We start from the raw sequence: 24,548 nt of genomic DNA, 5'->3' as shown, positions 1-24,548 counted from the left end.
GCCACGCACTTTTAGGCTGGGACGGCTAGATTCGACCATGAGTACACAATCAGACCGCGTTGCCGTGGTCTGCCCCTCGTGTTCGCCCACACTCGAAACCGTCCACGAGGTGCTGAAGCCCGGAAGCGGCCAGATCACCGTCCGTTGTACGGACTGCGGTCACGTCCACAAGACGACCGTCGAGAGCGAATCGACCGTTGAGAAGATGGTCGTCATCTCTCAGGACGGCGAGTCCGTGAAAGCCACTGTGAGCGCCCCGCCAAAGGAGACGAGCGCCGTCGGCGAGGAGTTCATCGTAGACACCGAGGAGGCCATCCTCACCGTCCGCATCACGAGCATCGAAACGACCGACGGCAACCGCGTCGAGGAAGCGACAATCGAGGACATCAAGACGTTCTGGACGCGCGCCGTGGACAACATCAGCGTCAATGTCACCATGCACCCGAAAGACGGGCGACGTGACGAGACCAAGAGCCTGAAGATTCAGGTGCCCGGCGACTACGACTTCACCGTCGGCCGCACCGAGGAACTGGACGGCGAGGAGTTCACTGTCGAAGGCATCATCCTCCGCGACGACGCCGAGGGCTACGACCGCGAGCAGTTCGACTTCGGCGGCGACTCGGCGAAGGCAAAGGACATCAAGCGACTCTACGTCCGCGACGAGAGTTCGACCGCCTGGTCGGCCTGGTAACGAAAAAGAAAAACGCCGAATCCGCAATCGCCGCGCTTATTCGAGGTCGAAGCGGTCCAGGTGCATTATTTTGCTCCACGTCTCGACGAAGTCGTCGACGAACTTCTCTTCTGCGTCGTTGCCACCGTAGACCTCTGCGATGGCTCGAAGCCGCGAGTTCGACCCGAAGACGAGGTCGGCGCGCGTCGCCTTCCACTTGACTTCGCCCGTGTCGCGGTCGTGCCCTTCGAACAGGTTGTCGGACCCTTCGACTGGTTGCCAGTCGATGTCCATGCCGAGCAGGTTCACGAAGAAGTCGTTCGAGAGCGTCCCCGGTCGGTCAGTGAAGACGCCGAGGTCGGCCCCTTCGTAGTTCGCGTCGAGCGCCCGCATCCCGCCGACGAGCACCGTCATCTCGGGTGCCGTCAGGTTCAGCAGGTCCGACTTGTCCACCATGGCTTCCTCAGCAGGTCGTTCGGCCGCCTCGGAGCGGTAGTTCCGGAACCCGTCTGCGTCCGGTTTGAGCGCCTCGAACGATTCTGGGTCGGTCTGCTTCTGCGAGGCATCGACGCGGCCCGGTTCGAACGGGACGGTCACGTCGTAGCCGGCGTCTGCCGCCGCCTGATCGACTGCTGCGTTGCCACCGAGGACGATGAGGTCTGCGAGCGAGACCTGCGTCCCATCGGACTGAGAACTGTTGAAGTCCTCCTGGATGCCTTCGAGCGTTTCGAGAACGGTCGCGAGTTGCTCGGGTTCGTTGACCTCCCAGTTCTTCTGTGGGTTGAGGCGAATGCGGGCCCCGTTCGCGCCACCGCGCTTGTCGCTGTCGCGGTACGTCGATGCCGACGCCCAGGCGGTCTTGACCAACTGGGAGCGGGACAGTCCTGAATCGAGAATCTCCGCCTTGAGCGTGGCGACGTCGTCCTCGTCAATCAGATCGTAGTCGACTTCGGGAAGCGGGTCCTGCCACAGCATCTCCTCGTCCGGAACCTCCGGACCGAGGAACCGAATCGGTGGGCCCATGTCGCGGTGAATCAGCTTGTACCACGCCTTCGCGAAGGCGTCCTGGAACTCGGCTGGGTTCTGCTGGAAGCGCTCGATGATTTCCCGATAGTCCGGGTCGCGCGTCAGGGCGATGTCCGTCGTCAGCATCATCGGCGTCTGCTTTTTCGACGAGTCGTGGGCGTCCGGGACGGTGTCGTGAAGGGTCTCGTCCGTTGGCTTCCACTGCCACGCACCGCCGGGGCCTTTCTCCGGTTCCCACTCGTAGTCGAGCAGGTTGTTCAGGTAGCCCATGTCCCACTGGGTCGGCGCGTCCGTCCAGGGGCCTTCGATACCGCTCGTAATCGTATCGGCACCTCTTCCGGATTCGTGGTCGCTCTCCCAGCCGAGGCCTTGCTTTTCGATTGGAGCTGCCTCGGGCTCCGGACCGAGGTTCTCCGGGCTGTCGGCACCGTGGACCTTCCCGAAGGTGTGCCCGCCCGCGATGAGTGCGGCCGTTTCCGTGTCGTTCATCGCCATGCGGCTGAACGTCTGGCGGATGTTGTCCGCCGAGGCGAGTGGGTCCGGCTGTCCGTCTGGCCCCTCGGGATTCACGTAGATGAGACCCATGACGGAGGCCCCGAACGGATTCTCGAGTTCGCCGCTCTCGTCGAAGCGCTCGGACGCTTCCATCTCGTTTTCCGGCCCCCAGTCGACTGCCTCGTCGGGTTCGTAGGCGTCGACGCGCCCACCGGCGAAGCCGAACGTCTCGAAGCCCATCGACTCCAGGGCGACGTTTCCGGTCAGGACCAGCAGGTCGGCCCACGAGAGTTTCTGGCCGTACTTCTGTTTGACCGGCCAGAGCAGTCTGCGCGCCTTGTCGAGGTTCGCGTTGTCAGGCCAGCTGTTGAGCGGGGCGAACCGCTGTCGGCCGCCCGCCGCGCCACCGCGGCCGTCGGTCGTCCGATACGTGCCGGCGCTGTGCCACGCCATTCGGATGAATAGCGGGCCGTAATGGCCGTAGTCGGCCGGCCACCAGTCCTGTGAATCGGTCATTACCGCTTCGATGTCCGCTTTTACCTCGTCGAGGTCGAGCGAGAGAAATTCTTCTGCGTAGTCGAAGTCCTCGTCCATCGGATTGCCGGGGTCGGCGTTCTGGTCGAGGATTCGCAGGTTCAGTTGGTTCGGCCACCAGTCTTGGTTGGATTTGCTCATTGGGTGTGTGCCTCTGTTACGTCGTTCGATGTGGGCTGACCGGAAGTGGTCAGCTGGTCGGTTCGCGCTGCAGTCGTCTTGGAATGGTCGGGTGTCCCCATCCCACGTGGTGGTCTGACGTCAGACATTCAATTCAGTCGTATGCGAACTTAGGGTGACAGGCGAAAAAAGGTAGCGGAGACGGCAGGGAGTGGACGGCGTTCGTTTTTACGTCTCCCGTCCGTTTCTCCGCCCATGACGGAGGCACGCTAATGCCAACTCGAGACACCGACCACCGCGAGGAGTTCCGCGAACTGCTCGTCCTCTGGGCGGCGCGTCGCGCCGGAATCCTCGACGCAGTGATGACCAGGGCGGGGACGCCCGCGGCGGTGGCCCGCGAAGCCGACGTGACCGAACGAGCGGCGCGAATCACCATCGAGGCGCTCTGTGAGCGAGGCTTTCTCAAACAGGTCGGCGAGGAGTACGAACCGACGAATCGGGCGCTCGGCTTCTTCGCAAAAACCGACCTCAAATCCATCGGGCGACTCTCGCACGAACTCGACGCGTTAGACCGCTGGGTCGCCCTCCCGGAGGCGATGCAGTCTGGACTGCCGACGCCCGAACCGCCGGAGTGGACGGTGAACAGGCTCGGTGCGCACGCGGCGATGGACGACGCGACGGTTCGCGCCGTCGTGACCGCGGCCGTCCACTACCACGACGGCGGCCTCCGAGTGCTCGACGTCGGCGGCGGCCCGGGCACCTACGCGCTCGAATTCGCGGCGCGTGGCTCCGACGTGACGCTGCTCGACGCACCCGACGTGGTCGAACGCGACCGCAAACAACTCCGCCACGAGGACATCGAGCTGCTCGCCGGCGACTACATCGATTCGATTCCCGGTGAATACGACCTGGTTTTCGCCGGTGGCGTGGCTCACTGGCACGGGCCAGCCGACGTCGCCGCGCTCGTCGAGAACGCCGCGGGCGCGCTCGCACCGGGTGGGTCGCTCGTGATGAGTGAGTCCGTACGCGGACGCGCCGCAAACGCCGCGCTCGTGGGTGCGCACATGCTCGCGCAGAGTGAGCGCGGAGACACGCACACCGAAGCGCAGTTTCGCGAGTGGTTGTCGGCAGCTAGTTTGAAGCGGATTCGCGTCGAATCCATCCCCGGTACGGACCTGCAAGTGGTCTGTGGCAGGCGCGCCATTGATTAGTTTCCGGTCACTCTCTCGGGTATGGACCTCGCGGTGCTCCGCGACGACATGGTCGCGAGCCTGGAACACGAGAGTAAACGCTGTGTGACGAGCGACGCGGTCAGCATCGCGATGCGCACCGTCCCCCGCCACTGCTTCGTCGACGACGCTCGTGGAGCCTACACGGACCAGGCGTTCGACCACCGTGGAACGACGATTCTCGCTCCGAGCACCGCGGGTCGCCTCCTCGAAGCGCTCTGTCTCGAACCCGACGAGTCGGTTCTCATCGTTGGCGCTGGCGTTGGCTACACCGCCGCCGTCGTGGCCGAAATCGTCGGCGCAGCCAACGTCCAGGCCGTCGACATCTCGCGTCAGCTCGTCTACGACGCCCGTCAGTGCCTCGCCGATGCCGGATACGAAAGCGTCTACGTAGACCAGGGTGACGGGGCGTTCGGCTTGCCGGCATACGCGCCGTACGACAAGATTCTCGTGGAGGCCGCATCCGTTCGACCGCCTGCCGCGCTCCTTGACCAACTCGCGCCGGGTGGCCGGTTGGTGATGCCACTCGGCGCGGGCGAGCAGACGCTCGTCGCCATCGAGGGCGGCGACGTGGTCGAGCACTGCGGAACGGTCATCTTCCGGCCACTACTCGTAGACGGCGAGCAAGCGGGGACGGTCGAACGCAACCGCACTGCCCGCGAGGACTACGAACACGCCGTTCGCGACGCGGAGTCGCGCCACGGCTGGGAACAGGAGTGGATCGACTGGGACCACCGCCTCTAGTCGCGCACCACCAGCAATTCCGTATTTTCCCGTCGGTCGACGAACGAACTACCAGCCGGTGGCTTCACCGATAGTTCGAGCGTGCCCATGTCGCGGTTGGGAGCGAGACTCGGAGAGAGTGAGACTGTCGCCTCACCATCGCCGTTCGTCCGCGCTGTGTGAATGCGTTCGAGGTCTGCGGTGCCGCCACGAACGACGACGGTCGCGTTGGAGACCGAATTTCCGTCGGCGTCGACAACTTCGAGTGTCACGTCCTCAGAGCCGGGATTGATGACCGCTGGTTGAGGGCGAACGTCGAGTTCCGAAACCGCGAGCCCCTGCACGCCAGAGAGCATGTTCATCATCACGCTGAGACTCGCCACGCCCACCACGAGCGCGATGACGAGTCGAATCGGTAGGCTTTCGATTGCACGGTCGTCAGCGAGCAGCCTGCTGAATGCGGACATACCCCGGGCTGGTCCCGCGTTCTGATATAAAGTCTCGGACGAGGGTTCAAGTGCGATACCGAGACGAGAGGGAGCCATGGACGTGCTCGGACGGCGGGATTCGCAGGGGCCAGTTGCGAGTGTGGGCCACTTCAGAGCACGCGACGGAAGTCGCGGCGGCGAGGTGGGACTCGACCTGAACCGCCCGCACGCGGCGCTCGTCGTGGGCAAGCGCGGGTCGGGGAAGTCCTGCACTCTCGGCGTGCTGGCCGAAGAGGTGGCACAGGCCTCGGGTATCGCGCCGGTCATCCTCGACCCGATGGGCGCGTTCTCCGGATTGGCCGAGGCTGCCGGTGAGTTCGCGGCGACGGTCGAACGGTCACCGACGATTGCACCGGAGACGCTCTCACCGCGTGCCTGGTGTGGGCTGTTCGACCTGGACCCGGCCGGCGCAGTGGAGAGTCTCGTCTGGCGTGCGGCGAGAGCGAAGCCGACGCTCGACGCGATGGAGGAATTCGTGGAGACAGCAGAAGCAGGTCGGGCGACGCGCCGTGCCGCCCTCAATCACCTCGCACTCGCACGCGAGTGGGGCTGCTTCGGACCCGATGGCCTGTCGGTTGGCGCACTCTGTACAAGTGCCCTGACAGTCCTCGACTGCGCTGGCTTACCTGCCGCTCCGATGAACGCCATCGGCCGAGCAGTCGCGGACGCGCTCTATCAAGCGCGAATGCGTGGCGAAATCGACTGTTTCCCGTGGTTGCTCGTCGACGAGGCGCACGTCTTCTTCGACGGTTTAGCCGCGCCGGCGCTCCGGACGTTGCTCACCCGCGGTCGCCAACCCGGTGTCAGCCTCGTCGCCGCGACCCAGCGTCCCGGCGCGTTGCCGCCAGTGGCCCACTCGCATGCGGACCTGCTGGTCGTCCATCGAGTGACGAACGAAGCAGACCGGCGGGCGGCCGCGAGCGCCCGTCCGACGTATCTGGACGGCTCGTTCGCAGGTCGGATGCCGACGGAGCCGGGCGAGGCGCTCATCGTGGATGACGTTACCGAACGGATGCACGCGGTAAAAATCCGACCCCGGGAGACCGCCCACGGCGGAGATACCCCTTTCGTGTCTTCGCTCACCGAGTGAAAGAGAGATGGCCAGCCTCCACCGGGCAAGTTAGAGGCTGGTCGAAAGTTGTCAGAGGCACGTATCGAGTCCGGGCAAGGCTCGACCGCACCAAATTAGAATAGAGACCGCAGGGGCATATCCCCTTGGCATGAATATCCAAGTTGTTAACGTCCCGGTGGGAATTTAGTGGCGATTTTCTTACAGGACCGGATGATAGCATAATACTGCGCGACTCTCTGACGAATCCTCTAAGAGCCTTGGCTCGCGAAAACACCCGAAATACGGTCATTCGTGTCGTGAAAGGTGGTCGGTGGGAATCCGCCAAAAAACGTGTCAGACCAGCGAGTGAACTTACAACCAATTGTTGCCGATTCCACAAGCGTGGGAACCGCTCTGCATCGACGAGGGACCAGTCAGAGGAGGTTGATTTTGTGTGAAGACGAATCTGTTCGGTCGTTTTCGGGGTGCGAGGTATAGATCGCTCTTGCTCTGAGGACGGTAGGAAACGGAAAAGTACCCGAGCCTCACTGTGCTGGGAGCACGGCGGATTTGAACACCAGTCGCAGGCAAGCTGCTCCTTTGTTCAAATCCCTCTGTGGGTGTTACACCAGAATCAGTCGTGCTCGGCGACGAGACGCCTCGCTGGACAAATTGGTTCTGTAGAAAACGCCCGAGCCGGGATTTGAACCCGGGTCACGACCGTGACAGGGTCGTATGATAGGCCACTACACCACCCGGGCGGGTGACGCAACTAACCGTTGCGGGGTGTCGGCCTTAAGGCTTACTAGGTGAGTACGAGGGTGGGAAAACCGCCCTCGTTCGTCAGCTGAGGTCCGTAGAAGTCGTTCAAGTTTCGCAGAAGCGAGGGCACCGTGGATTTGAACGACTCTCGCTCACGGTGTTCGCTCGAACGTTCAAATCCCTCTATAGTTGCGTTACAACTCACACGATTCCGAGCACACGCTACGCGGTGCTCGTCAGTTAGTTCGTTGAAAAAGCGCCCGAGCCGGGATTTGAACCCGGGTCACAACCGTGACAGGGTTGTATGATAGGCCACTACACCACCCGGGCGGGTGACGCAACTATTCGTAACGGAGTGTTGGTCTTAAGACTTACTAAATCGATGGACGACGGCGGGTGGTACCGTGTGCCCCGACCGGTTCGCGGGCGTGCCACGCGTGCGCGCTCGGAGACGAGGTTAACAACCCTTAAATGGACCGCGCCTGTACTGGCCTGTAGTATCTCGTGAGAGCCGCTTCTCCCACTGGCCAGAGGCAAACATGGTAGACGTAAGCCAACACAAACTTGTCCCAGAACACCTCGTGCTCGACGACGAGACGGTCGAGGAGGTTCTGGAAGAATACAACATCAATCGTACCGACCTTCCAAAAATCAAACGCACCGACCCCGCACTCCCGGACGAGGCGGAAGTGGGTGACGTCATCAAAATCGTGCGAAACTCCCGAACAACCGAGACGGCGGTCGTATACCGCCTCGTGGTGGAATAATGAATACGGACGATAGACGCGCAATCTCCAGACAGTACTTTTCGAGGGAACGACTCGCAGAACACCACTTCCGTTCGTTTAACGCGTTCTTGGAACGCGGCATGCAGGAGGTCGTCGAGGAAAAGGCGACCATCGAGACGGACATCGGCGACAAAGAAGGCGAAGAACCGGTGTACGTCGAACTCGGCAACGTCCGCGTTGTCACCCCGCGTGTACGCGAAGCAGACGGTAGTGAAGAGCTCCTGTACCCACAGGAAGCTCGCCTGCGCAACATCACCTACGCCGCTCCGGTGTTCATGGAGATGTCCATCATCAAGGGCGGCGAGGAAGAAGAAGAACGAGTCGTCGACCAGGCCGAGACGAAGGTCGGGCGCATGCCCATCATGGTCGGCTCGTCGAAGTGTAACCTGAACGGGTTCAACCACGACGAACTCGTCGAAATCGGTGAGGACCCGGCCGACCCCGGCGGCTACTTCATCGTCAACGGTTCAGAGCGCGTCCTCATGACGAGCGAGGACCTCGCGCCGAACAAGATTCTCGCCGAGTACGACACGAAGTACGGCGACGAAATCCAGGTGGCGAAAACGTTCAGCCAGCGCCGCGGCTACCGTGCGCTCGTGCTGTGTGAGCGAAATCGTGAGGGACTGCTCGAAGTCTCGTTCCCGTCCGTTTCCGGCAGCGTGAGTTTCGTCACGCTCGTCCGCGCGCTCGGACTGGAATCAGACGAGGAGATCGTCCACCGCGTCTCCGAGGACCCGGAAGTCGTGAAGTTCATGCTCGAGAACTTAGAGGCCGCAGAGGTCCAGACCACCGAGGAAGCCATCGAGCACCTCGGCAAGCGGGTCGCGAGCGGCCAGGGCAAGAACTACCAGTTGAAGCGGGCCAACTACGTCATCGACCGCTACCTCCTCCCCCACCTCCACGAGGACGGCGTCGACGAGGAAGAGGTCCGCATCAACAAGGCGTACTACCTCTGTCGGATGGCCGAGGCGTGTTTCGAACTCGCACTGCACCGCCGCGACTCCGACGACAAGGACCACTACGCCAACAAGCGCCTCAAGGTCAGCGGCGACCTGATGAAGGACCTGTTCCGGACGGCGCTCAACAAGCTCGCACGCGACGTGAAGTACCAGCTCGAACGTGCGAACATGCGTAACCGCAAACTCTCCGTGAACACCGTGGTTCGCTCTGACGTGCTCACCGAGCGCTTAGAACACCCAATCGCGACGGGCAACTGGGTCGGTGGCCGCTCGGGCGTCTCACAGCTCGTCGACCGCACGGACTACATGGGTGTGCTCTCTCACCTGCGCCGACTGCGCTCGCCACTTTCGCGCAGTCAGCCGCACTTCGAAGCCCGCGACCTGCACGCGACCCAGTGGGGTCGCATCTGTCCTTCGGAGACTCCTGAGGGGCCAAACTGTGGGCTCGTGAAGAACTTCGCGCAGGCGATGGAGCTATCGCAGAACATCCAGGACGAACAGGAACTCAAACGCGAACTGGCGTCGATGGGAGTCGAGGGCATCCCGGGTCTCGAAGGCGTCGAACCAATGGCGGACTAACATGAGCCAGGGAAGAGAAGCAAAAGTCTACGTAAACGGGAGTCTGGTCGGCACACACCCAGACCCGGCACAGCTTGCAAATCAGGTCCGAGAGGCCCGCCGACGCGGCGACGTGAGCGAGATGGTGAACGTCTCGGTCAAAGAGCGCACACGTGAGGTCATCATCAACGCGGACGCGGGACGTGCCCGCCGTCCGCTCCTCATCGTCGAGAACGGCGAACTGCTCGTCTCCGAGGAGGAAGTCGAGAAGGTCTCCGCGGGCGAACTCGAGTTCGACGACCTCGTCGACCGCGGCTACGTCGAGTACATCGACGCAGAGGAAGAAGAGGACATCTACGTCGCCGTCGAACCCGACGAGATTACAGAAGACCACACGCACTTGGAAATCGACCCGCAGCTCATCTTCGGTATCGGTGCGGGCATGATTCCGTACCCGGAACACAACGCCTCGCCGCGTATCACGATGGGGTCGGGGATGGTCAAACAGTCGCTGGGAATGCCAGCGGCGAACTACCGCATCCGCCCCGACACGCGCCAGCACCTCCTGCACTACCCACAGCTCTCGATGGTCAAAACGCAGACCACCGAACAGATTGGGTTCGACGACCGACCGGCGGCACAGAACTTCGTCGTCGCGGTCATGAGCTACGAGGGGTTCAACATCGAGGACGCGCTCGTCATGAACAAGAACTCCGTCGAGCGCGCGCTCGGTCGCTCGCACTTCTTCCGCACCTACGAGGGCGAAGAACGTCGCTACCCAGGTGGACAGGAAGACCGCTTCGAGATTCCGGACGACGAAGTGCGCGGCGCTCGCGGTGAAGAGGCCTACACGCACCTAGACGAAGACGGCCTCGTCAACCCCGAAACCGTCGTATCCGAAAACGACGTGCTCCTCGGCAAGACGAGTCCGCCACGCTTCCTCGAAGAACCGGACGACATGGGCGGCCTCTCGCCGCAGAAGCGCCGCGAGACGTCCGTCACCATGCGCTCCGGTGAGAACGGTGTCGTCGACACCGTCACCCTGATGGAGGGTGAAGACGGCTCGAAGCTCTCGAAGGTGAAAGTCCGCGACGAGCGGATTCCGGAACTCGGCGACAAGTTCGCGTCCCGTCACGGACAGAAGGGTGTCGTCGGCCACATGGCACCGCAGGAAGACATGCCGTTCACGGCCGAGGGCGTCGTGCCCGACCTCGTCCTGAACCCGCACGCCCTGCCGTCGCGGATGACGGTCGGTCACGTTCTCGAAATGCTCGGCGGCAAGGTCGGTTCCTTAGAGGGCCGCCGCGTCGACGGGACGGCCTTCACGGGCGAGAACGAGGAGAAGATTCGCCAGGCACTGCTCGACCAGGGGTACAACTCTGCGGGCAAAGAGGTCATGTACTCTGGCGTGTCCGGGGAGAAAATCGACGCCGAGATTTTCGTCGGCGTGATTTTCTACCAGAAACTCTACCACATGGTTTCGAACAAGATTCACGCGCGCTCTCGCGGGCCGGTGCAGGTGCTCACGCGCCAGCCGACCGAAGGGCGTGCGCGTGAAGGTGGGCTTCGTGTCGGGGAGATGGAGCGCGACGTGCTCATCGGGCACGGCGCGGCCATGGCGCTCAAAGAGCGCCTCCTCGACGAGTCCGACCGGGAGTTCATCTACGTCTGTGGACACTGTGGCATGAGCGCGGTCGAGAACGTAGACCAGCACCGCGTCTACTGTCCGAACTGTGGCGAGGAGACGGACATCCACCGTATCGAGATGAGCTACGCGTTCAAGCTCCTGCTTGACGAGATGAAGGCGCTCGGCATCGCACCACGCCTCGAACTGGAGGACGCAGTATGAGTTCCAATAGCACACCCAAAGAGATTGGCTCCATCAGCTTCGGGCTGATGAGTCCCGAGGAGTACCGTGAGATGAGCGCGACCAAAATCATCACCGCAGACACCTACGACGACGACGGGTTCCCCATCGACATGGGCCTCATGGACCCGCGTCTCGGAGTCATCGACCCCGGCCTGCAGTGTAAGACCTGCGGGAAGCACTCCGGGTCGTGTAACGGCCACTTCGGCCACATCGAACTCGCCGCGCCCGTCATCCACGTCGGCTTTACGAAGCTCATCCGGCGGCTCCTTCGTGGCACCTGTCGCAACTGCTCGCGGCTCTGCCTCACCGAGGAAGAGCGCGACGAGTTCCGCGACCAGCAGACGGTCGCTCGCGAACTCGGCAACGACCTGAACGACGTCACGAAGGCCGCCATCCGACAGGCCCGCAAGGCGGACACCTGTCCGTTCTGTGGCGAGACGCAGTACGACATCCAGCACGAGAAGCCGACCACGTACTACGAGGTCCAGGACGTGCTGGCGTCCGACTACGCAGAGCAAATCGCCGCGGCGATGCAGCCAAACGAGGAAGAAGACTGGGCTGGGCTCTCGCCACAGGAGCTCGCAGACAAGACGGAAATCGACCTCCAGCGTATCAACGAAATCCTCTCCGGAGAGTTCCGTCCGGTCGAGATGGACCGTCGCGCCCTCGAAAAGGCGCTCAAAATCGACCTGACGGTCGAAGACATGAACAAGCTGATGCCCTCGGACATTCGCGACTGGTTCGAGGACATCCCGGACGAGGACCTGGAAGTGCTCGGCATCGACTCCGAGCGCTCGCGCCCCGAGTGGATGATTCTCACCGTGCTGCCGGTTCCGCCGGTCACCGCACGCCCATCCATCACCCTCGACAACGGCCAGCGCAGTGAGGACGACCTCACGCACAAACTCGTGGACATCATCCGCATCAACCAGCGGTTCATGGAGAACCGCGAGGCGGGTGCCCCACAGCTGATTATCGAGGACCTTTGGGAACTGCTCCAGTACCACGTCACGACGTTCATGGACAACGAGATTTCGGGGACGCCGCCGGCCCGTCACCGCTCGGGTCGCCCGCTCAAGACGCTCAGTCAGCGTCTCAAGGGCAAGGAAGGGCGCTTCCGTGGTTCGCTGTCCGGGAAGCGTGTCAACTTCTCTGCGCGGACGGTCATCAGCCCGGACCCGACGCTCTCGCTCAACGAGGTCGGGGTTCCTGACCGCGTCGCAAAGGAGATGACCCAGACGATGAACGTCACCGAGCGCACCTTAGAGGAGGCCCGGACCTACGTTCGAAACGGCCCGGACGGCCACCCCGGTGCGAACTACGTGCGCCGCCCGGACGGCCGCCGCCTGAAGGTCACGCACAAGAACTGTGAGGAACTCGCAGAGAAGGTGGAGATTGGCTGGGAGGTCAACCGCCACCTCATCGACGGCGACATCGTCATCTTCAACCGCCAGCCGTCACTGCACCGGATGTCCATCATGGCCCACGAAGTGGTCGTGATGCCGTACAAGACGTTCCGCCTGAACACGGTTGTCTGTCCGCCGTACAACGCCGACTTCGACGGCGACGAGATGAACATGCACGCGCTGCAAAACGAGGAGGCGCGTGCCGAAGCGCGCGTCCTCATGCGTGTCCAGGAGCAAATTCTCTCGCCACGCTTCGGTGAGAACATCATCGGCGCGATTCAGGACCACATCAGTGGGACGTACCTGCTCACCCACGAGAACCCACAGTTCAACGAGACGCAGGCACTCGACCTGCTGCGCGCGACGCGCGTAGACGAACTCCCAGAACCGGACGGCAAGGACGAAGATGGGATGGCTTACTGGACGGGCCGCACCATCTTCTCCGAACTGCTGCCGGGCGACCTGAGCCTCGAGTTCACGTCCTCGGCGGGCGACACCGTCATCATCGAGAACGGCCAGTTGCTCGAAGGCACCATCGACGAGGACGCGGTCGGCGCGTTCGGTGGAAAGGTCGTAGACACCATCATGAAGCTGTACGGCGCGACCCGCGCTCGCATCTTCATCAACGAGATTTCCTCGCTCGCGATGCGTGCCATCATGCACTTCGGGTTCTCGCTCGGTATCGACGACGAGTCCATCGAGTCCGAGGCCGAAGAGCAAATCGACGAGGCAATCGACAACGCCTACGAGCGCGTCCAGGAACTCATCGAGACCTACGAGAACGGCGACCTGGAGTCCCTGCCGGGACGCACCGTCGACGAGACTCTCGAGATGAAAATCATGCAGACGCTCGGGAAGGCCCGCGACTCTGCTGGTGACATCGCAGAGGAGCACTTCGCCGACGACAACCCGGCGGTCATCATGGCCGAATCCGGGGCGCGTGGCTCGCTGCTCAACCTGACGCAGATGGCCGCGTGTGTCGGCCAGCAGGCAGTGCGCGGCGAGCGCATCAACCGTGGCTACGAGGACCGCACCCTGAGTCACTACCAGAAGGACGACCTTTCGGCGGACGCCCACGGCTTCGTCGAGAGTTCCTACCGGAAAGGACTCTCCCCGCGTGAGTTCTTCTTCCACGCGATGGGTGGCCGCGAGGGGCTCGTGGACACGGCAGTCCGCACCTCCAAGTCCGGCTACCTCCAGCGTCGGCTCATCAACGCCCTCTCCGAGCTCGAAACGCAGTACGACGGCACGGTACGCGACACGAGCGACACCATCGTTCAGTTCGAATTCGGTGAGGACGGTACGAGTCCGGTGAAAGTCTCCTCGTTCCAGGACCACGACATCGACGTCGATCAGATCGCAGACCGCGTGCTGAACGCGGAGTTCGAGTCCGAACGACGGAAAGAAGAGTACCTCGGCCTCAAACGGCCGCCAACGAACCTCTCGGAGTACGCTGACGTGCGTGAAAGCGAGTACGCCGCGGAGGGGGTCGAATCCGATGACTGAACAAGAATACGACGTACCCGAGGCAATCGCAGAACAGGTCGAAGCGACCGAGCTTCCGCGACGCCTCAAGACGAAACTCTACCAGACGTTAGAAGAGCGAAACGTCACCGACGAGCAGGCAGAAGAAATCGTCATGGCGGTCGAGAACCGCTATCTCGAGACCCGCGTCGACCCACTCGACCCCGTTGGCACCGTGAGTGCCCAGTCGATTGGTGAGCCGGGGACGCAGATGACGATGAACACGTTCCACTACGCGGGTGTGGCAGAAATCGACGTCACGCAGGGGCTTCCACGACTCATCGAGCTGGTGGACGCCCGCAAGACGCCGGACACCCCGATGATGACCATCTATCTGGAAGACGAATACGCCACGGACAAGGAACTCGCCCACGAGGTCGTCTGGAACGTCGAATCGACGCGCATCCTCGCGCTCGGTGACATCAGCACGAACGTCGCCGACATGCTCGTCCAGGTGAACCTGAACCAGGAGACGCTGGACGAACGTGGCCTGACTGCAGAAGACATCGCGGGCACCATCGAGGACAAACTCGGCGTGAAGACGGTCCAGAACGGCACGTCCATCGAGTTCGGGCCGGAGAAGCCGAGCTACCGCGACCTGCTCCAGCTCGTCGAGGAACTGCGCGAAATCGTGTTCAAGGGCATCGAAGACGTTCGTCGCGTCGTCATCCGCAAGGAGAACTTAGAAGACGAAGACCAGTACGTCCTCTACACCGAAGGGTCTGCCTTCGGCGAGGTCCTCACCATCGAAGGTGTGGACGCCTCGCGGACGACGTGTAACAACATCCACGAGATTCACCACACCCTCGGCATCGAGGCCGCCCGCGAGGCCATCATCGAGGAGACGATGAACACCCTCGAAGAGCAGGGGCTTGGCGACGTGAACATCCGTCACATGATGCTCGTGGCGGACATCATGACCAACCGCGGCGAAATCGAGTCCATCGGTCGCCACGGTATCTCCGGCAGCAAGGAGTCCGTGCTCGCCCGTGCGGCATTCGAGGTCACGGTCAACCACCTGCTCGACGCTGCCATCCACGGCGAAGTCGACGACTTAGACGGCGTCACGGAGAACGTCATCGTCGGGAAGCCAATCCGCCTTGGCACCGGTGACGTCGACCTCAAGATGGGGTCGATAAACCGGAGCGCGGAGCAGGCAGACTGATGAAAGTCACCCTCTCTGACACCGCTCGCCAGTTCATCGCCCTCTTCGAGGACGTGACGGGGGCGACCGCTCGCGACTGCGTGGTCGACGAGGAGAACGACCGTGTCATCATCCTCGTCGGCGCGGGCGAGATGGGCCGGGCCATCGGACCCGGCGGCAAGCACGTCAGAGAGGTCGAAGCCAAACTCGGCCGCGACATCGAACTCGTCGAAAATGCGGATACGCCAGAGGCGTTCGTCGCGAACGCACTCGCGCCGGCAGCGGTCTATCACGTCACCATCAGCCACAACAACGACACCGTGGCCTACGTCGAGGTCGACCAGGACGACGCCGGCGTGGCGATTGGGAGAGAGGGGCGCAACATCGCGGCGGCGCGGGTGTTAGCGAAGCGCCATCACGACATCGACGACATTCAGTTAACCTGACTCGCACGCGCGAGACAGGACACTTGCGGCGCTCAATTTTCGCGGTGAGAACGAAGAGAAGCGGAGGTTACCGGTTGAGTGCCTGGCGAGCGAGCGAGAGGCCGCCGATAATGACGATGGACGCGGCGAGCAGGAACGCGAGGCTCCACGACATGCCGACGACGATACCGGTAAAGGAGTTGGGTGCGCCGAAGGTATCGACGACGAGCCCGAAGACGAATAGGCCGAGGACGATGGCGATGAGTTTCAGCAGGAAGGCATACCGGAACAGTTTCTCTAAGAAACTCACGTCTGAGGAGGGACTCGTACCCGTTGGCGTTGACATAGGCAAATGTAGACGCGAAAACCGTAATAATCTTTTTCTCTTGATGACGGGGCACACGGTGCGTTGGGACGGACGGAGCCGGACGCGCCGTGCGTGCTCGCCCGGAGCGTGATACCACGCGTCACGTTTCGTCGTCGTGGCCCCGTCTACGGGTGCGAAAAGGGAGGCTTAAGTAGCTCCGTCAGGTACGAAAGCGTACTATGGCGAACGGCAAGTACGCCGCGCGGAAGCTCAAAAAGGACCGTCAGTCACACCGATGGTCCGACTCTGAGTACGCGCGACGCGCCCGGGGGCTCGGCGTCAAGTCTGACCCTCTCGAGGGCGCACCGCAGGCCCGAGGTATCGTCCTGGAGAAAGTGGGCATCGAGGCAAAACAGCCCAACTCTGCAATCCGAAAATGTGTCCGTGTTCAACTCATCAAGAACGGGAAGCAGGTCACCGCCTTCTGTCCTGGTGACGGCGCAATCTCGTTCATCGACGAACACGACGAAGTCACCATCGCCGGCATCGGCGGCGCGAAGGGTCGCGCAATGGGTGACCTTTCGGGTGTCAACTACAAGGTCGAGAAGGTCAATGGCGTGTCCATGATCGAGCTCGTCCGTGGCAACAAGGAGAAGCCGGTTCGATGAGCGAAGAGGAAGCACCAGAGCCAGAGCAGCCAGCGGGCAGCGACGAGCAAGAGACCGCTGCTGAGCTGTTTGGCAAGTGGGACGTCTCGGAAATCGAGTACACGGACCCAAGCACCAAACGCTACATCACCGTGACGCCCATCGCCCACACGATGGGTCGCCACGCAAACAAGCAGTTCCAGAAGAGCGAAATCAGCATCGTCGAGCGCCTCATCAACCGTCTGATGCAGACCGATGAGAACACGGGCAAAAAGCAGCAGGCGAGTTCCATCGTCGCAGACGCGTTCGACATCATCGCAGAGCGCACCGACGAGAACCCGGTCCAGATTCTCGTCCGCGCCGTCGAGAACTCCGCGCCCCGTGAAGAGACCGTCCGTCTCAAGTACGGTGGCATCTCGGTCCCACAGGCCGTCGACGTCGCACCACAGCGTCGCGTCGACCAGGCGCTCAAGTTCATCGCACAGGGCGCATACAGCGGCTCGTTCAAGAAGCCGACCAGTGCCGCAGAGGCACTCGCGTCCCAGCTGCTTGGTGCCGCAGACTACGACGTCCAGACGTACGCTATCGGGCAGAAAGAAGAGAAAGAGCGCGTCGCCGCCGCCGCTCGGTAACCGTTCCCTTCTCTCCGTTTTCACCGACCGCCGAGCGACAGCCTCGTCCCCGGTATAAACACCCGTTTGTTCCCGCCAGCAGGCTTTTTTATATTTGCAGAAATCGGTAGAAGAATGGCGGAGACTGACACACTCGTCCCACACGACCCCGTTGACGTTCCGGAGGTAGACTATTCGACGAAGGTGCTCGCTGGCGCTGCGACGGTTGGCATTCTGGTGAACCTGAACGCGCTCATCATCCCAATTCTGGGAATAATTGGCGGTGGCGTGCTCGCTGGGTTTATCGCGGCGTACGCGGCAGGCGGCACCTATCGCGGCGTCGCCCACGGCCTCATCGCGGGGGCACTGACGGGGTTCGCGGGCGGCCTCGTGGTCGTCCTGACCGGGAGCCTCATCGGATTGTACAGCGAACCACCGTCCTTGCTGTTGAACTTCGTCGGACCGGTGAGCCCGTGGTACGACCACATGGGCGGCGCGGGGAACCTCCTTATCGTGACGACGATTACGATACTCATCACGGTCGATGCCCTCCTTGGAAGCCTGTTCGGCAGCGGGGCACGCCGGGCGGTCGACCAGGTTATCGACCGCTGAGAACGATTACTTTTCGCGGACCAGTCCGTAGACGAGACCCATCATCCCGCCGTAGGTCGCCCAGCTAAACAGGGCAATTGGGTCCACGAGGGGAGTCGCGGTGGGGTAACCGAGGATGGCGAGCCACCCGGGGACGAAGAGACTCCAGAACATGAGACCGACGACGATGCCGTATCCCTGTCCGAGTGCGAACAGCGTCACGCCCAGTGCGGAGCGACTGAGCAGGGGGACGAGGAGCTTCTGGAGGACGGTGCTCTGACTGGAGAGCATGATGACCTTGTTGACGAACGCGTTCACCGACCCGGAGACGAAGGCAACGAACGGAATCCCGAGGAGGATGCCGTAGCCGAACAGCGCGAGCCAGCCGCCGTTGAGCGAGGCCATGCCCACGGTGGCGCCGATCTCGCGGATGGCGTCGGGGTTCCAGAGCTGGAGAATCAACCCGCCCTGAAACGCCCCGAACAGCCCACCCGCGACGATGGCCTCGAACTGCTCGCCAGTGATTGCGACCGAAGACCGGAGGTTCTCGTACATGGCCTCTCGTTCGATATATCGGTGGAAAAGTCTCGTGCAGTGTGCAGCCGGGTGTTTAAATATGTCCGGGTGACAGAGTGCGAGCAGGCCGAACTGACATTCTCAATACCATTTAATTCATTAAAATGAAACCAGGTAAGTTACTAATTCAAACCTGTTGTCATAAAGGACCGTGCTAACCCGGGGAAACTATCAGGTGGAAAACTGGCTTTCTGCAAGGTACGTGACGGCAGGTCACGGTGTGGGCGACCGAGCTGCCACGGGCCGATTGGGTCGTTCCCGATTATCCAGCGACAATCGATGGAAGTCGGGCTGGTCCACAGGCCCGTGTGTTGTGATGTCACCCCAACGTTGCCCTGCAGCGTGAGGACACACCCATCCCGTCGTCATCCTCGTGATACCCATGTACAGAAAAGCACTTCTGGCAAAAGGAATGAGCGCATCGTTCGGAACCCTCCTGCTCGTGGGAGCCCTCGTCATGGCGACGGGTACGGCTTACGCAGCACCCCTCGCAGGCATCGGCGGCTTTACGATTCAGGCAGAGGAGATTCGAGCCGACTCGGCCGTCATCTACCCCGGCGCTGACGACACCAGCGAACAGGGAGCCTACCCGATGGCCGTCGTCGAGCAGAAAGGCGTAGAAATCGAAGGGCTGAAACTCATCAAAGAACTCGAAGTCGACTCGCTTCCCGGACTCAGCGGGAACGCGCGTATCGTGATGACGTCGAGTGAGACAGTCGAAGCCGACCAGCAACTCATCAAGGTGAGTAACATCCAGGCCGAGCAGGCGACGTTCAACCAACAGCTCATCGACGAGCACCACTCGGACGACCCGACCCGCAAATTCGACATCAAGTCCGGGTCGGCAACCGACGACATCGAAGGCCGGACCGTCTCCATCAACAACGACGGCCCTGCACAGGTGCTGAAGAATGCGAGAATCAACACCCACTACCTCGCGACCAACACCATTAGCCTGCCCGGACTGGAACTCGACGTTCAGTACGACGCAGACGGTGACGGCGAGTACAACGAAAACAGCGGCGACGGCGAATAAGACACATGACGTCTGAGCAGACCGATACCACAATGATTCCCGGACTGGCCCCCCTCAGACAGCGACACGACCGCTTTACAAACTGGCGCAGCGAGCGACCGTTTGCCGGTGGTGTGCTGTTGATTCTCGCGAGCGCCATCATCGGGTACGTCCCGCTGCAGTTCGCGGGTGAACTCATCTTCATCGGCGGCACGTTCACCATCATCGGGCTAGTGTTCGCGACGTTCGTGTTCCTGTCCGGAGTGGGCGCACTCTCCATGCCGGAGCACTCGACCATCTTCGGCGTGGCGGGTGTGGCACTCTCGATTCTCTCCCTGATGGGCGCCCTCGGCGGCCTGTTCATCGGGATGCTCATCGGCATCGTCGGTGGGAATCTGTGTGTCGCGTGGGACAAAGGCCGCAGAGCCGAGGCTGAGGCATCATCAGATGAACAAACTGCGTAGCGTACTCGCAGTCGTCGCGGCGACGACGCTGCTCGTGAGTGGTGGCGTCGGCTTTCTCGCGACGGACGTTGCGACGGCGGCCCCGGACAACGTCGACGACCGCGAGTCGTTCACCGTGAGCACGGGTCAAATCGACTTAGACGAGAGTGGCGGCCTCATTTGTGCGGAAAAGCAGGCCCCCGACGTGAACAAGGTCACCGTCACGCAGGCGACGATGAAGGACGTGACCATCTACCTGAACGGCGGAGAGATTCAACAGCGCATCGAGATGGACGAGAGCAGAGTGAACCAGTCGCTGGTCATGTACACCAACGGCGAGAACGCGCAGGTGAACCTGCTCGCCACGCTCAACGCGTGTATTCCACTCGACCAGAACTCAGAAACCGTGGTCGAAGCGTACTTCCTGACCGCAGAGTCCCTCGATTCTGACGGGATGGAACTCATCGCCGGCCCGGATGCCGCGAGCGACGCGCCCGAACCGGGTGGTCTCTCGCTCCCACCGGGCCTCACGAACAACTCGACGAACTCGAGTTCGGACCCGGTTCCCGACCTCGACAACTCGACTGACGACGTGACCGACACGGTCAACAACACCACCGACGTCGTTGACGACCCGACGGACGCCGTAAACGAGACGACTGACGACGTGACCGACGTGGTGAACAACACGACGGACGACGTCTCAGACACCATCGAGAACCCGACCGAGACGATAGAAAACGGGGTGGACAACACCACCGACACGGTGAACGACACCGTAGACGACCCGGACGGGACGGTCGATGACACGGTCGACAACACCACGGACACGGTGGACGATACGACGGACACGGTGAACGACACGACGGATGGTGCGACCGACACCGTAGACGACACGACAGACGCGGTGAATGAGACCACGAACGACACGACGGACACCGTGGACGAGACGGTGGATGACACGACGGACGCGGTGGACGACACGACCGGTGGAGCGACCAACGATACCACCGACGCCGTAGACGACACCGTGGACGAGACGACTGATGGAGTTGACGACACGACCGATACCGTCGAGAACACGACCGACGGGACGACCGACACGGTCGACGATACCGTGGACGACACCACGGACACGCTGAGCGGGACGACGGAGACCGCGTCGCCGACGGAGACGACAGAGACCCAGGGCGACAGCACAGACACCGTGGACGAGACGACTGACGGGGTGACGGATACGGTAGACGACACCACCGATGGACTCGTCACCACGACAGAGAACACGACCGAGAGCGACGACTCGGACGACGGACTGCTGTTGACGCTCGGCCAGCAGTCAGACGGGTTGCTCTCGTAGAGTAATCGGGCGGTTCAGTCCGCGGCAGCGTCCGCGTGCCCGCCCGTGTGCATCGCATATTTTCGCGTGATATCGACGAGCGATTTCCGGTAGGCGCTGCTGTCCGGGTCGCGCGCGAGCGTGCGGAACGTTCGTTTGAAGGACTCGACGTCCACGTTCGGCGCGTCAGCTGCAGCGACCCCCGCGAGTTCGTACAGCCGGTGACCCGGACCGATGAGGTCGTGGCGTTCTGCGAGGCCGAGCGCGAAGGCCGCGTTCACGGCCGTGATGTCCGGGTCGGATGCGCGCGTGTGTCGGACTGCTCCCGGCATGTCGATGGGACGGTCTGCAACGGCGGTCGCGAGGCCGGCTTCGAGGAAGGCGAGCAGTTTCGTCGCCGGGGCAATGTCGAGGGTGATGTCGTCGGCGTAGATGTCCTTCATGTGATTCGCAATCTGGTAGCAGTGGGTGAGCTTTCGCTGCTCGACCTGCCGCCCGGTGAACGCGAGAATCAGCGCCTCCGCAGTCGATTGAAGGTGCGAGGGATGGCCTTGTTCGTACCGGTACATGTGGGCGTACTCGTGCAAGACGAGTTCCCGGCCCATCGCGCTCGACGCCGCCTGCCTGGAGATGTTGAGCAGGTGGTGTTCTGCGTAGTGGGCCGTCCACGTGCGTTCGTCGGGGTCGTCACGGACCGCGACGAGGACTGGCCAGTCGAGGTCGTATTCGGTCTCAAAGAGGTACTGCGCCCCGAGAAACGGGTCCTGAGGCACGCCTACGGGCACACGGACATCCATGTGTATACCTACCAAACGACACGGCCGAACAAGACTCTTGTGGGGAATGTTGACATACCGAGCGAAAACGAGCGGTTCACGCGGATTTCACGCGGTTTGGCGCTCGTTTCGGGTGTTCGCCGGTCGAAGGGACGAGTCGAGCCGTTCGAGTCGTAAACGAGCGGTTGGAGCCTCGTAGTGCCGATTTTCTGGAGAGTTGATGTGTCAACGCTGGCTCGCACGAAACACTATCCTTTTGAACCTCCTGCCGGAAGGTTAGCCCATATGGGCCGACGAAAGAAGATTGTCCAGGAATGTGAACGCCTGATGGACAAGCCGGAGCACATCCGGAACATGGCCATCGCGGCGCACATCGACCACGGCAAAACAACCCTGACCGACAACCTGCTCGCTGGTGCAGGGATGATCTCCAAGGACCTCGCGGGCAAGCAGCTCGCGATGGACACCGGGGAGGACGAACAGGAACGTGGGATTACCATCGACGCGGCAAACGTTTCGATGACCCACGAGTGGGAAGACAAGAACCACCTCATCAACCTCATCGACACCCCAGGCCACGTCGACTTCGGTGGCGACGTGACCCGTGCGATGCGCGCAGTCGACGGTGCGCTCATCGTGGTCGACGCAGTCGAGGGCACGATGCCACAGACCGAGACAGTCGTCCGCCAGGCACTCCGCGAGGGTGTCAAACCGGCACTGTTCATCAACAAGGTCGACCGCCTCATCAACGAACTGCAGGAAGGCCCACAGGAGATGCAACAGCGTCTCCAGAAGGTCATCCGCGAGGTCAACGAACTCATCCGTGGGATGGCAGAGGAGAAATACGAGGAAGAAGGCTGGAAGGTCTCCGTCGAGAACGGGACCGTCGCCTTCGGGTCTGCCCTCTACAACTGGGCAGTCTCCCTCCCATCCATGCAGGAGACCGGCATCGACTTCGGTGACATCATCGACTACAACCAGAACGACAACGTCGACGAGCTCAAAGAGCTCTCGCCGCTTTCTGACGTCGTGCTCGACATGGTCGCGGAGCACTTCCCGAACCCAGTCGAAGCACAGCCACGTCGTATCCCGACCATCTGGCGCGGTGACCCAGAGAGCGAAATCGCGATTCAGATGCGCGACGTCGACGACGACGGCGAAGTCGTCTTCATGGTCACTGACATCTCCATGGACCCGCACGCAGGCGAAATCGCATCCGGTCGTCTGTTCTCCGGAACCATCGAGCGCGGTCAGGAGCTCTACGTCTCCGGGACTGCGGGCAAGAACCGCATCCAGTCCGTCGGCCTCTTCATGGGTGGCGAGCGCGAGGAAGTCGAGCGCGTCCCTGCGGGTAACATCGCAGCCGTGACCGGCCTCCGCGACGCCATCGCTGGCTCCACCGTCTCCTCCGTGGAGATGACGCCGTTCGAGTCCATCGAACACATCAGCGAACCCGTCATCACGAAGTCCGTCGAGGCAAAGAGCATGGACGACCTGCCAAAGCTCATCGAGACGCTCCGTCAGGTCTCCAAAGAAGACCCAACCATCCAGATTACCATCAACGAGGACACCGGCGAGCACCTCATCAGTGGGCAGGGTGAGCTCCACCTCGAAGTTATCACGCAGCGTATCGAGCGCAACCAGGGCATCCCAGTCACGACGGGTGAGCCAATCGTCGTCTACCGCGAGAAGCCGCGCAAGGCCTCGCAGACGGTCGAGGGCATCTCGCCAAACCGCCACAACCGCTTCTACGTTCGCGTAGAGCCACTCTCGGAAGAGATTGTGGAACTCCTCAAGCTCGGCGAGGCATCCATGGACATGCCGGAACTCGAACGCCGCGAGGCGCTCATGGAAGCCGGGATGGACAAGGACACCGCCCAGAACGTCGAACACATCTACGGGACGAACATCCTCATCGACGACACGAAGGGTATCCAGCACCTGAACGAGACGATGGAACTCGTCATCGAGGGTCTCGAAGAGGCACTCGACGACGGCCCACTCGCGAAGGAGCCAGTCTCGGGCGCACTGTTCCGCCTCGAAGACGCGAAGCTCCACGAGGACGCCATTCACCGCGGTCCAGCACAGGTCATCCCGGCGACGCGTGACGCAATCCACCGGTCGCTCATCGCTGGCGAAGTCTCCCTGCTCGAACCGATTCAGAACGTCCGCATCGACGTTCCGACCGAGCACATGGGTGCGGCGTCCGGCGAGATTCAGGGTCGCCGTGGCCGCGTCGACGACATGTACCAGGACGGCGACGTCATGGTCGTCGAAGGCGTCGCCCCAGTGCAAGAGATGATCGGATTCGCTTCCGACATCCGCTCCGCGACGGAAGGTCGCGCCTCCTGGAACACGGAGAACGCAGGCTTCCAGGACATGGCTGACAACCTCCAGCCAGAGACCATCCGCGAAATCCGCGAGCGCAAGGGCATGAAGCTCGAACTGCCCGAGTCGATCAACTACTTCTAGAG

Annotated in this window: 22 protein-coding genes and 2 tRNA genes; 17 read left to right on the top strand and 7 right to left on the bottom strand. The window is 62.1% G+C overall.

Annotated features, from left to right (window positions below; genetic code table 11):
* Positions 1 to 37 precede the first annotated feature (37 nt).
* Positions 38 to 691, top strand: coding sequence for an HVO_0476 family zinc finger protein (locus tag P0648_RS03930; RefSeq protein ID WP_277505287.1), 654 nt, complete (start codon positions 38 to 40; stop codon positions 689 to 691).
* A gap of 36 nt (positions 692 to 727) precedes the next feature.
* On the opposite strand, the gene katG is transcribed toward P0648_RS03930, so the two are convergent.
* Positions 728 to 2,866 carry a catalase/peroxidase HPI gene (gene katG, locus P0648_RS03925; protein WP_277505286.1) on the bottom strand — a complete coding sequence of 713 codons (2,139 nt, stop codon included), beginning with the start codon at positions 2,864 to 2,866 and terminating at the stop codon, positions 728 to 730.
* 251 nt (positions 2,867 to 3,117) lie between these two features.
* On the opposite strand from katG, the gene P0648_RS03920 reads away from it, so the two are divergent.
* Together P0648_RS03920 and P0648_RS03915 are read left to right on the top strand one after the other, a co-directional pair.
* A complete protein-coding gene (locus tag P0648_RS03920) occupies positions 3,118 to 4,056 on the top strand; it encodes a class I SAM-dependent methyltransferase (protein WP_277505285.1) in 939 nt (312 codons plus the stop codon).
* A 21-nt stretch (positions 4,057 to 4,077) separates the two neighbouring features.
* Positions 4,078 to 4,818 (top strand): protein-L-isoaspartate O-methyltransferase, encoded by a 741-nt coding sequence (locus P0648_RS03915; protein ID WP_276245545.1) that lies wholly within the window; start codon positions 4,078 to 4,080, stop codon positions 4,816 to 4,818.
* Here P0648_RS03915 and P0648_RS03910 read toward each other — a convergent pair.
* Positions 4,815 to 5,264, bottom strand: coding sequence for a carboxypeptidase regulatory-like domain-containing protein (locus tag P0648_RS03910; RefSeq protein WP_277505284.1), 450 nt, complete (start codon positions 5,262 to 5,264; stop codon positions 4,815 to 4,817). The genes P0648_RS03915 and P0648_RS03910 overlap by 4 nt on opposite strands.
* Positions 5,265 to 5,340: 76 nt before the next feature.
* Between P0648_RS03910 and P0648_RS03905 the strand changes: the two genes are divergently transcribed.
* Positions 5,341 to 6,375, top strand: a complete 1,035-nt coding sequence (locus P0648_RS03905; RefSeq protein WP_277505283.1) for an ATP-binding protein — start codon at positions 5,341 to 5,343, stop codon at positions 6,373 to 6,375.
* A 649-nt stretch (positions 6,376 to 7,024) separates the two neighbouring features.
* On the opposite strand, the gene P0648_RS03900 is transcribed toward P0648_RS03905, so the two are convergent.
* Both P0648_RS03900 and P0648_RS03895 read right to left on the bottom strand, forming a co-directional pair.
* Positions 7,025 to 7,097: transfer RNA gene (locus P0648_RS03900), tRNA-Asp, on the bottom strand.
* Positions 7,098 to 7,355: 258 nt separating this feature from the next.
* A tRNA-Asp gene (locus tag P0648_RS03895) sits at positions 7,356 to 7,428 on the bottom strand.
* Between the two features lie 209 nt (positions 7,429 to 7,637).
* On the opposite strand from P0648_RS03895, the gene P0648_RS03890 reads away from it, so the two are divergent.
* The 6 genes from P0648_RS03890 to P0648_RS03865 are packed head-to-tail and all read left to right on the top strand — an operon-like array spanning position 7,638 to position 15,793.
* A complete protein-coding gene (locus P0648_RS03890) occupies positions 7,638 to 7,865 on the top strand; it encodes a DNA-directed RNA polymerase subunit H (protein WP_276245548.1) in 228 nt (75 codons plus the stop codon).
* Positions 7,865 to 9,424 (top strand): DNA-directed RNA polymerase subunit B'', encoded by a 1,560-nt coding sequence (locus P0648_RS03885; RefSeq protein ID WP_276245549.1) that lies wholly within the window; start codon positions 7,865 to 7,867, stop codon positions 9,422 to 9,424. Before P0648_RS03890 ends, P0648_RS03885 begins: the two co-directional genes overlap by 1 nt.
* 1 nt (position 9,425) lies before the next feature.
* Positions 9,426 to 11,252 carry a DNA-directed RNA polymerase subunit B gene (gene rpoB / locus P0648_RS03880; protein WP_276245550.1) on the top strand — a complete coding sequence of 609 codons (1,827 nt, stop codon included), beginning with the start codon at positions 9,426 to 9,428 and terminating at the stop codon, positions 11,250 to 11,252.
* Positions 11,249 to 14,185, top strand: a complete 2,937-nt coding sequence (locus tag P0648_RS03875) for a DNA-directed RNA polymerase subunit A' (RefSeq protein ID WP_277505282.1) — start codon at positions 11,249 to 11,251, stop codon at positions 14,183 to 14,185. The genes rpoB and P0648_RS03875 overlap by 4 nt, the downstream gene beginning before the upstream one ends.
* Positions 14,178 to 15,368: a DNA-directed RNA polymerase subunit A'' gene (rpoA2, locus tag P0648_RS03870; protein WP_276245552.1), complete on the top strand. Its 1,191-nt coding sequence runs from the start codon at positions 14,178 to 14,180 to the stop codon at positions 15,366 to 15,368. The genes P0648_RS03875 and rpoA2 overlap by 8 nt, the downstream gene beginning before the upstream one ends.
* Positions 15,368 to 15,793 carry a NusA-like transcription termination signal-binding factor gene (locus P0648_RS03865; protein WP_276245553.1) on the top strand — a complete coding sequence of 142 codons (426 nt, stop codon included), beginning with the start codon at positions 15,368 to 15,370 and terminating at the stop codon, positions 15,791 to 15,793. Before rpoA2 ends, P0648_RS03865 begins: the two co-directional genes overlap by 1 nt.
* A 67-nt stretch (positions 15,794 to 15,860) precedes the next feature.
* On the opposite strand, the gene P0648_RS03860 is transcribed toward P0648_RS03865, so the two are convergent.
* Positions 15,861 to 16,118: a hypothetical protein gene (locus tag P0648_RS03860; RefSeq protein ID WP_276245554.1), complete on the bottom strand. Its 258-nt coding sequence runs from the start codon at positions 16,116 to 16,118 to the stop codon at positions 15,861 to 15,863.
* Positions 16,119 to 16,318: 200 nt separating this feature from the next.
* On the opposite strand from P0648_RS03860, the gene P0648_RS03855 reads away from it, so the two are divergent.
* The 3 genes from P0648_RS03855 to P0648_RS03845 all read left to right on the top strand — a co-directional run bounded on the left by P0648_RS03855 (position 16,319) and on the right by P0648_RS03845 (position 17,949).
* Positions 16,319 to 16,747 (top strand): 30S ribosomal protein S12, encoded by a 429-nt coding sequence (locus tag P0648_RS03855; RefSeq protein ID WP_276245555.1) that lies wholly within the window; start codon positions 16,319 to 16,321, stop codon positions 16,745 to 16,747.
* On the top strand, positions 16,744 to 17,358 hold the full coding sequence (locus tag P0648_RS03850; RefSeq protein WP_276245556.1) for a 30S ribosomal protein S7: 615 nt from the start codon (positions 16,744 to 16,746) through the stop codon (positions 17,356 to 17,358). Before P0648_RS03855 ends, P0648_RS03850 begins: the two co-directional genes overlap by 4 nt.
* Before the next feature lie 114 nt (positions 17,359 to 17,472).
* Positions 17,473 to 17,949 carry a hypothetical protein gene (locus P0648_RS03845; protein ID WP_276274567.1) on the top strand — a complete coding sequence of 159 codons (477 nt, stop codon included), beginning with the start codon at positions 17,473 to 17,475 and terminating at the stop codon, positions 17,947 to 17,949.
* Positions 17,950 to 17,955: 6 nt separating this feature from the next.
* Here P0648_RS03845 and P0648_RS03840 read toward each other — a convergent pair whose 3' ends face one another.
* Positions 17,956 to 18,483, bottom strand: coding sequence for a hypothetical protein (locus P0648_RS03840; RefSeq protein WP_276245558.1), 528 nt, complete (start codon positions 18,481 to 18,483; stop codon positions 17,956 to 17,958).
* Positions 18,484 to 18,916: 433 nt separating this feature from the next.
* Here P0648_RS03840 and P0648_RS03835 point away from each other — a divergent pair, with 433 nt between their 5' ends.
* Genes P0648_RS03835 through P0648_RS03825 form a run of 3 tightly spaced genes read left to right on the top strand, consistent with a single transcriptional unit; the run spans position 18,917 to position 21,319 of the window.
* The gene (locus tag P0648_RS03835) at positions 18,917 to 19,540 is read left to right on the top strand and encodes a DUF6230 family protein (protein ID WP_276245559.1); all 624 of its coding nucleotides are present in this window, start codon (positions 18,917 to 18,919) and stop codon (positions 19,538 to 19,540) included.
* 32 nt (positions 19,541 to 19,572) lie between these two features.
* A complete protein-coding gene (locus tag P0648_RS03830) occupies positions 19,573 to 19,983 on the top strand; it encodes a DUF6114 domain-containing protein (protein ID WP_276245560.1) in 411 nt (136 codons plus the stop codon).
* Positions 19,967 to 21,319, top strand: a complete 1,353-nt coding sequence (locus P0648_RS03825; RefSeq protein ID WP_277505279.1) for a hypothetical protein — start codon at positions 19,967 to 19,969, stop codon at positions 21,317 to 21,319. Before P0648_RS03830 ends, P0648_RS03825 begins: the two co-directional genes overlap by 17 nt.
* A gap of 14 nt (positions 21,320 to 21,333) precedes the next feature.
* Here P0648_RS03825 and P0648_RS03820 read toward each other — a convergent pair whose 3' ends face one another.
* Positions 21,334 to 22,095: a DUF5781 family protein gene (locus P0648_RS03820; RefSeq protein ID WP_276245562.1), complete on the bottom strand. Its 762-nt coding sequence runs from the start codon at positions 22,093 to 22,095 to the stop codon at positions 21,334 to 21,336.
* 264 nt (positions 22,096 to 22,359) lie between these two features.
* Here P0648_RS03820 and P0648_RS03815 point away from each other — a divergent pair, with 264 nt between their 5' ends.
* Positions 22,360 to 24,546 (top strand): elongation factor EF-2, encoded by a 2,187-nt coding sequence (locus P0648_RS03815; RefSeq protein ID WP_276245563.1) that lies wholly within the window; start codon positions 22,360 to 22,362, stop codon positions 24,544 to 24,546.
* Positions 24,547 to 24,548 lie beyond the last annotated feature (2 nt).

The sequence above is a fragment of the Haladaptatus sp. DYSN1 genome (assembly GCF_029489995.1).
Classification (GTDB): Archaea; Halobacteriota; Halobacteria; order Halobacteriales; family Halococcaceae; genus QDMS2.
This window is presented reverse-complemented; position numbering and strand designations above follow the sequence as displayed.

Excerpts from the sequence above, each read along its gene's own strand:
- P0648_RS03930 (WP_277505287.1), top strand. The coding sequence starts at position 38 with ATGAGTACACAATCAGACCGCGTTGCCGTGGTCTGCCCCTCGTGTTCG.
- katG (WP_277505286.1), bottom strand. The coding sequence starts at position 2,866 with ATGAGCAAATCCAACCAAGACTGGTGGCCGAACCAACTGAACCTGCGA.
- P0648_RS03920 (WP_277505285.1), top strand. The coding sequence starts at position 3,118 with ATGCCAACTCGAGACACCGACCACCGCGAGGAGTTCCGCGAACTGCTC.
- P0648_RS03915 (WP_276245545.1), top strand. The coding sequence starts at position 4,078 with ATGGACCTCGCGGTGCTCCGCGACGACATGGTCGCGAGCCTGGAACAC.
- P0648_RS03910 (WP_277505284.1), bottom strand. The coding sequence starts at position 5,264 with ATGTCCGCATTCAGCAGGCTGCTCGCTGACGACCGTGCAATCGAAAGC.
- P0648_RS03905 (WP_277505283.1), top strand. The coding sequence starts at position 5,341 with ATGGACGTGCTCGGACGGCGGGATTCGCAGGGGCCAGTTGCGAGTGTG.
- P0648_RS03890 (WP_276245548.1), top strand. The coding sequence starts at position 7,638 with ATGGTAGACGTAAGCCAACACAAACTTGTCCCAGAACACCTCGTGCTC.
- P0648_RS03885 (WP_276245549.1), top strand. The coding sequence starts at position 7,865 with ATGAATACGGACGATAGACGCGCAATCTCCAGACAGTACTTTTCGAGG.
- rpoB (WP_276245550.1), top strand. The coding sequence starts at position 9,426 with ATGAGCCAGGGAAGAGAAGCAAAAGTCTACGTAAACGGGAGTCTGGTC.
- P0648_RS03875 (WP_277505282.1), top strand. The coding sequence starts at position 11,249 with ATGAGTTCCAATAGCACACCCAAAGAGATTGGCTCCATCAGCTTCGGG.
- rpoA2 (WP_276245552.1), top strand. The coding sequence starts at position 14,178 with ATGACTGAACAAGAATACGACGTACCCGAGGCAATCGCAGAACAGGTC.
- P0648_RS03865 (WP_276245553.1), top strand. The coding sequence starts at position 15,368 with ATGAAAGTCACCCTCTCTGACACCGCTCGCCAGTTCATCGCCCTCTTC.
- P0648_RS03860 (WP_276245554.1), bottom strand. The coding sequence starts at position 16,118 with ATGTCAACGCCAACGGGTACGAGTCCCTCCTCAGACGTGAGTTTCTTA.
- P0648_RS03855 (WP_276245555.1), top strand. The coding sequence starts at position 16,319 with ATGGCGAACGGCAAGTACGCCGCGCGGAAGCTCAAAAAGGACCGTCAG.
- P0648_RS03850 (WP_276245556.1), top strand. The coding sequence starts at position 16,744 with ATGAGCGAAGAGGAAGCACCAGAGCCAGAGCAGCCAGCGGGCAGCGAC.
- P0648_RS03845 (WP_276274567.1), top strand. The coding sequence starts at position 17,473 with ATGGCGGAGACTGACACACTCGTCCCACACGACCCCGTTGACGTTCCG.
- P0648_RS03840 (WP_276245558.1), bottom strand. The coding sequence starts at position 18,483 with ATGTACGAGAACCTCCGGTCTTCGGTCGCAATCACTGGCGAGCAGTTC.
- P0648_RS03835 (WP_276245559.1), top strand. The coding sequence starts at position 18,917 with ATGAGCGCATCGTTCGGAACCCTCCTGCTCGTGGGAGCCCTCGTCATG.
- P0648_RS03830 (WP_276245560.1), top strand. The coding sequence starts at position 19,573 with ATGATTCCCGGACTGGCCCCCCTCAGACAGCGACACGACCGCTTTACA.
- P0648_RS03825 (WP_277505279.1), top strand. The coding sequence starts at position 19,967 with ATGAACAAACTGCGTAGCGTACTCGCAGTCGTCGCGGCGACGACGCTG.
- P0648_RS03820 (WP_276245562.1), bottom strand. The coding sequence starts at position 22,095 with ATGGATGTCCGTGTGCCCGTAGGCGTGCCTCAGGACCCGTTTCTCGGG.
- P0648_RS03815 (WP_276245563.1), top strand. The coding sequence starts at position 22,360 with ATGGGCCGACGAAAGAAGATTGTCCAGGAATGTGAACGCCTGATGGAC.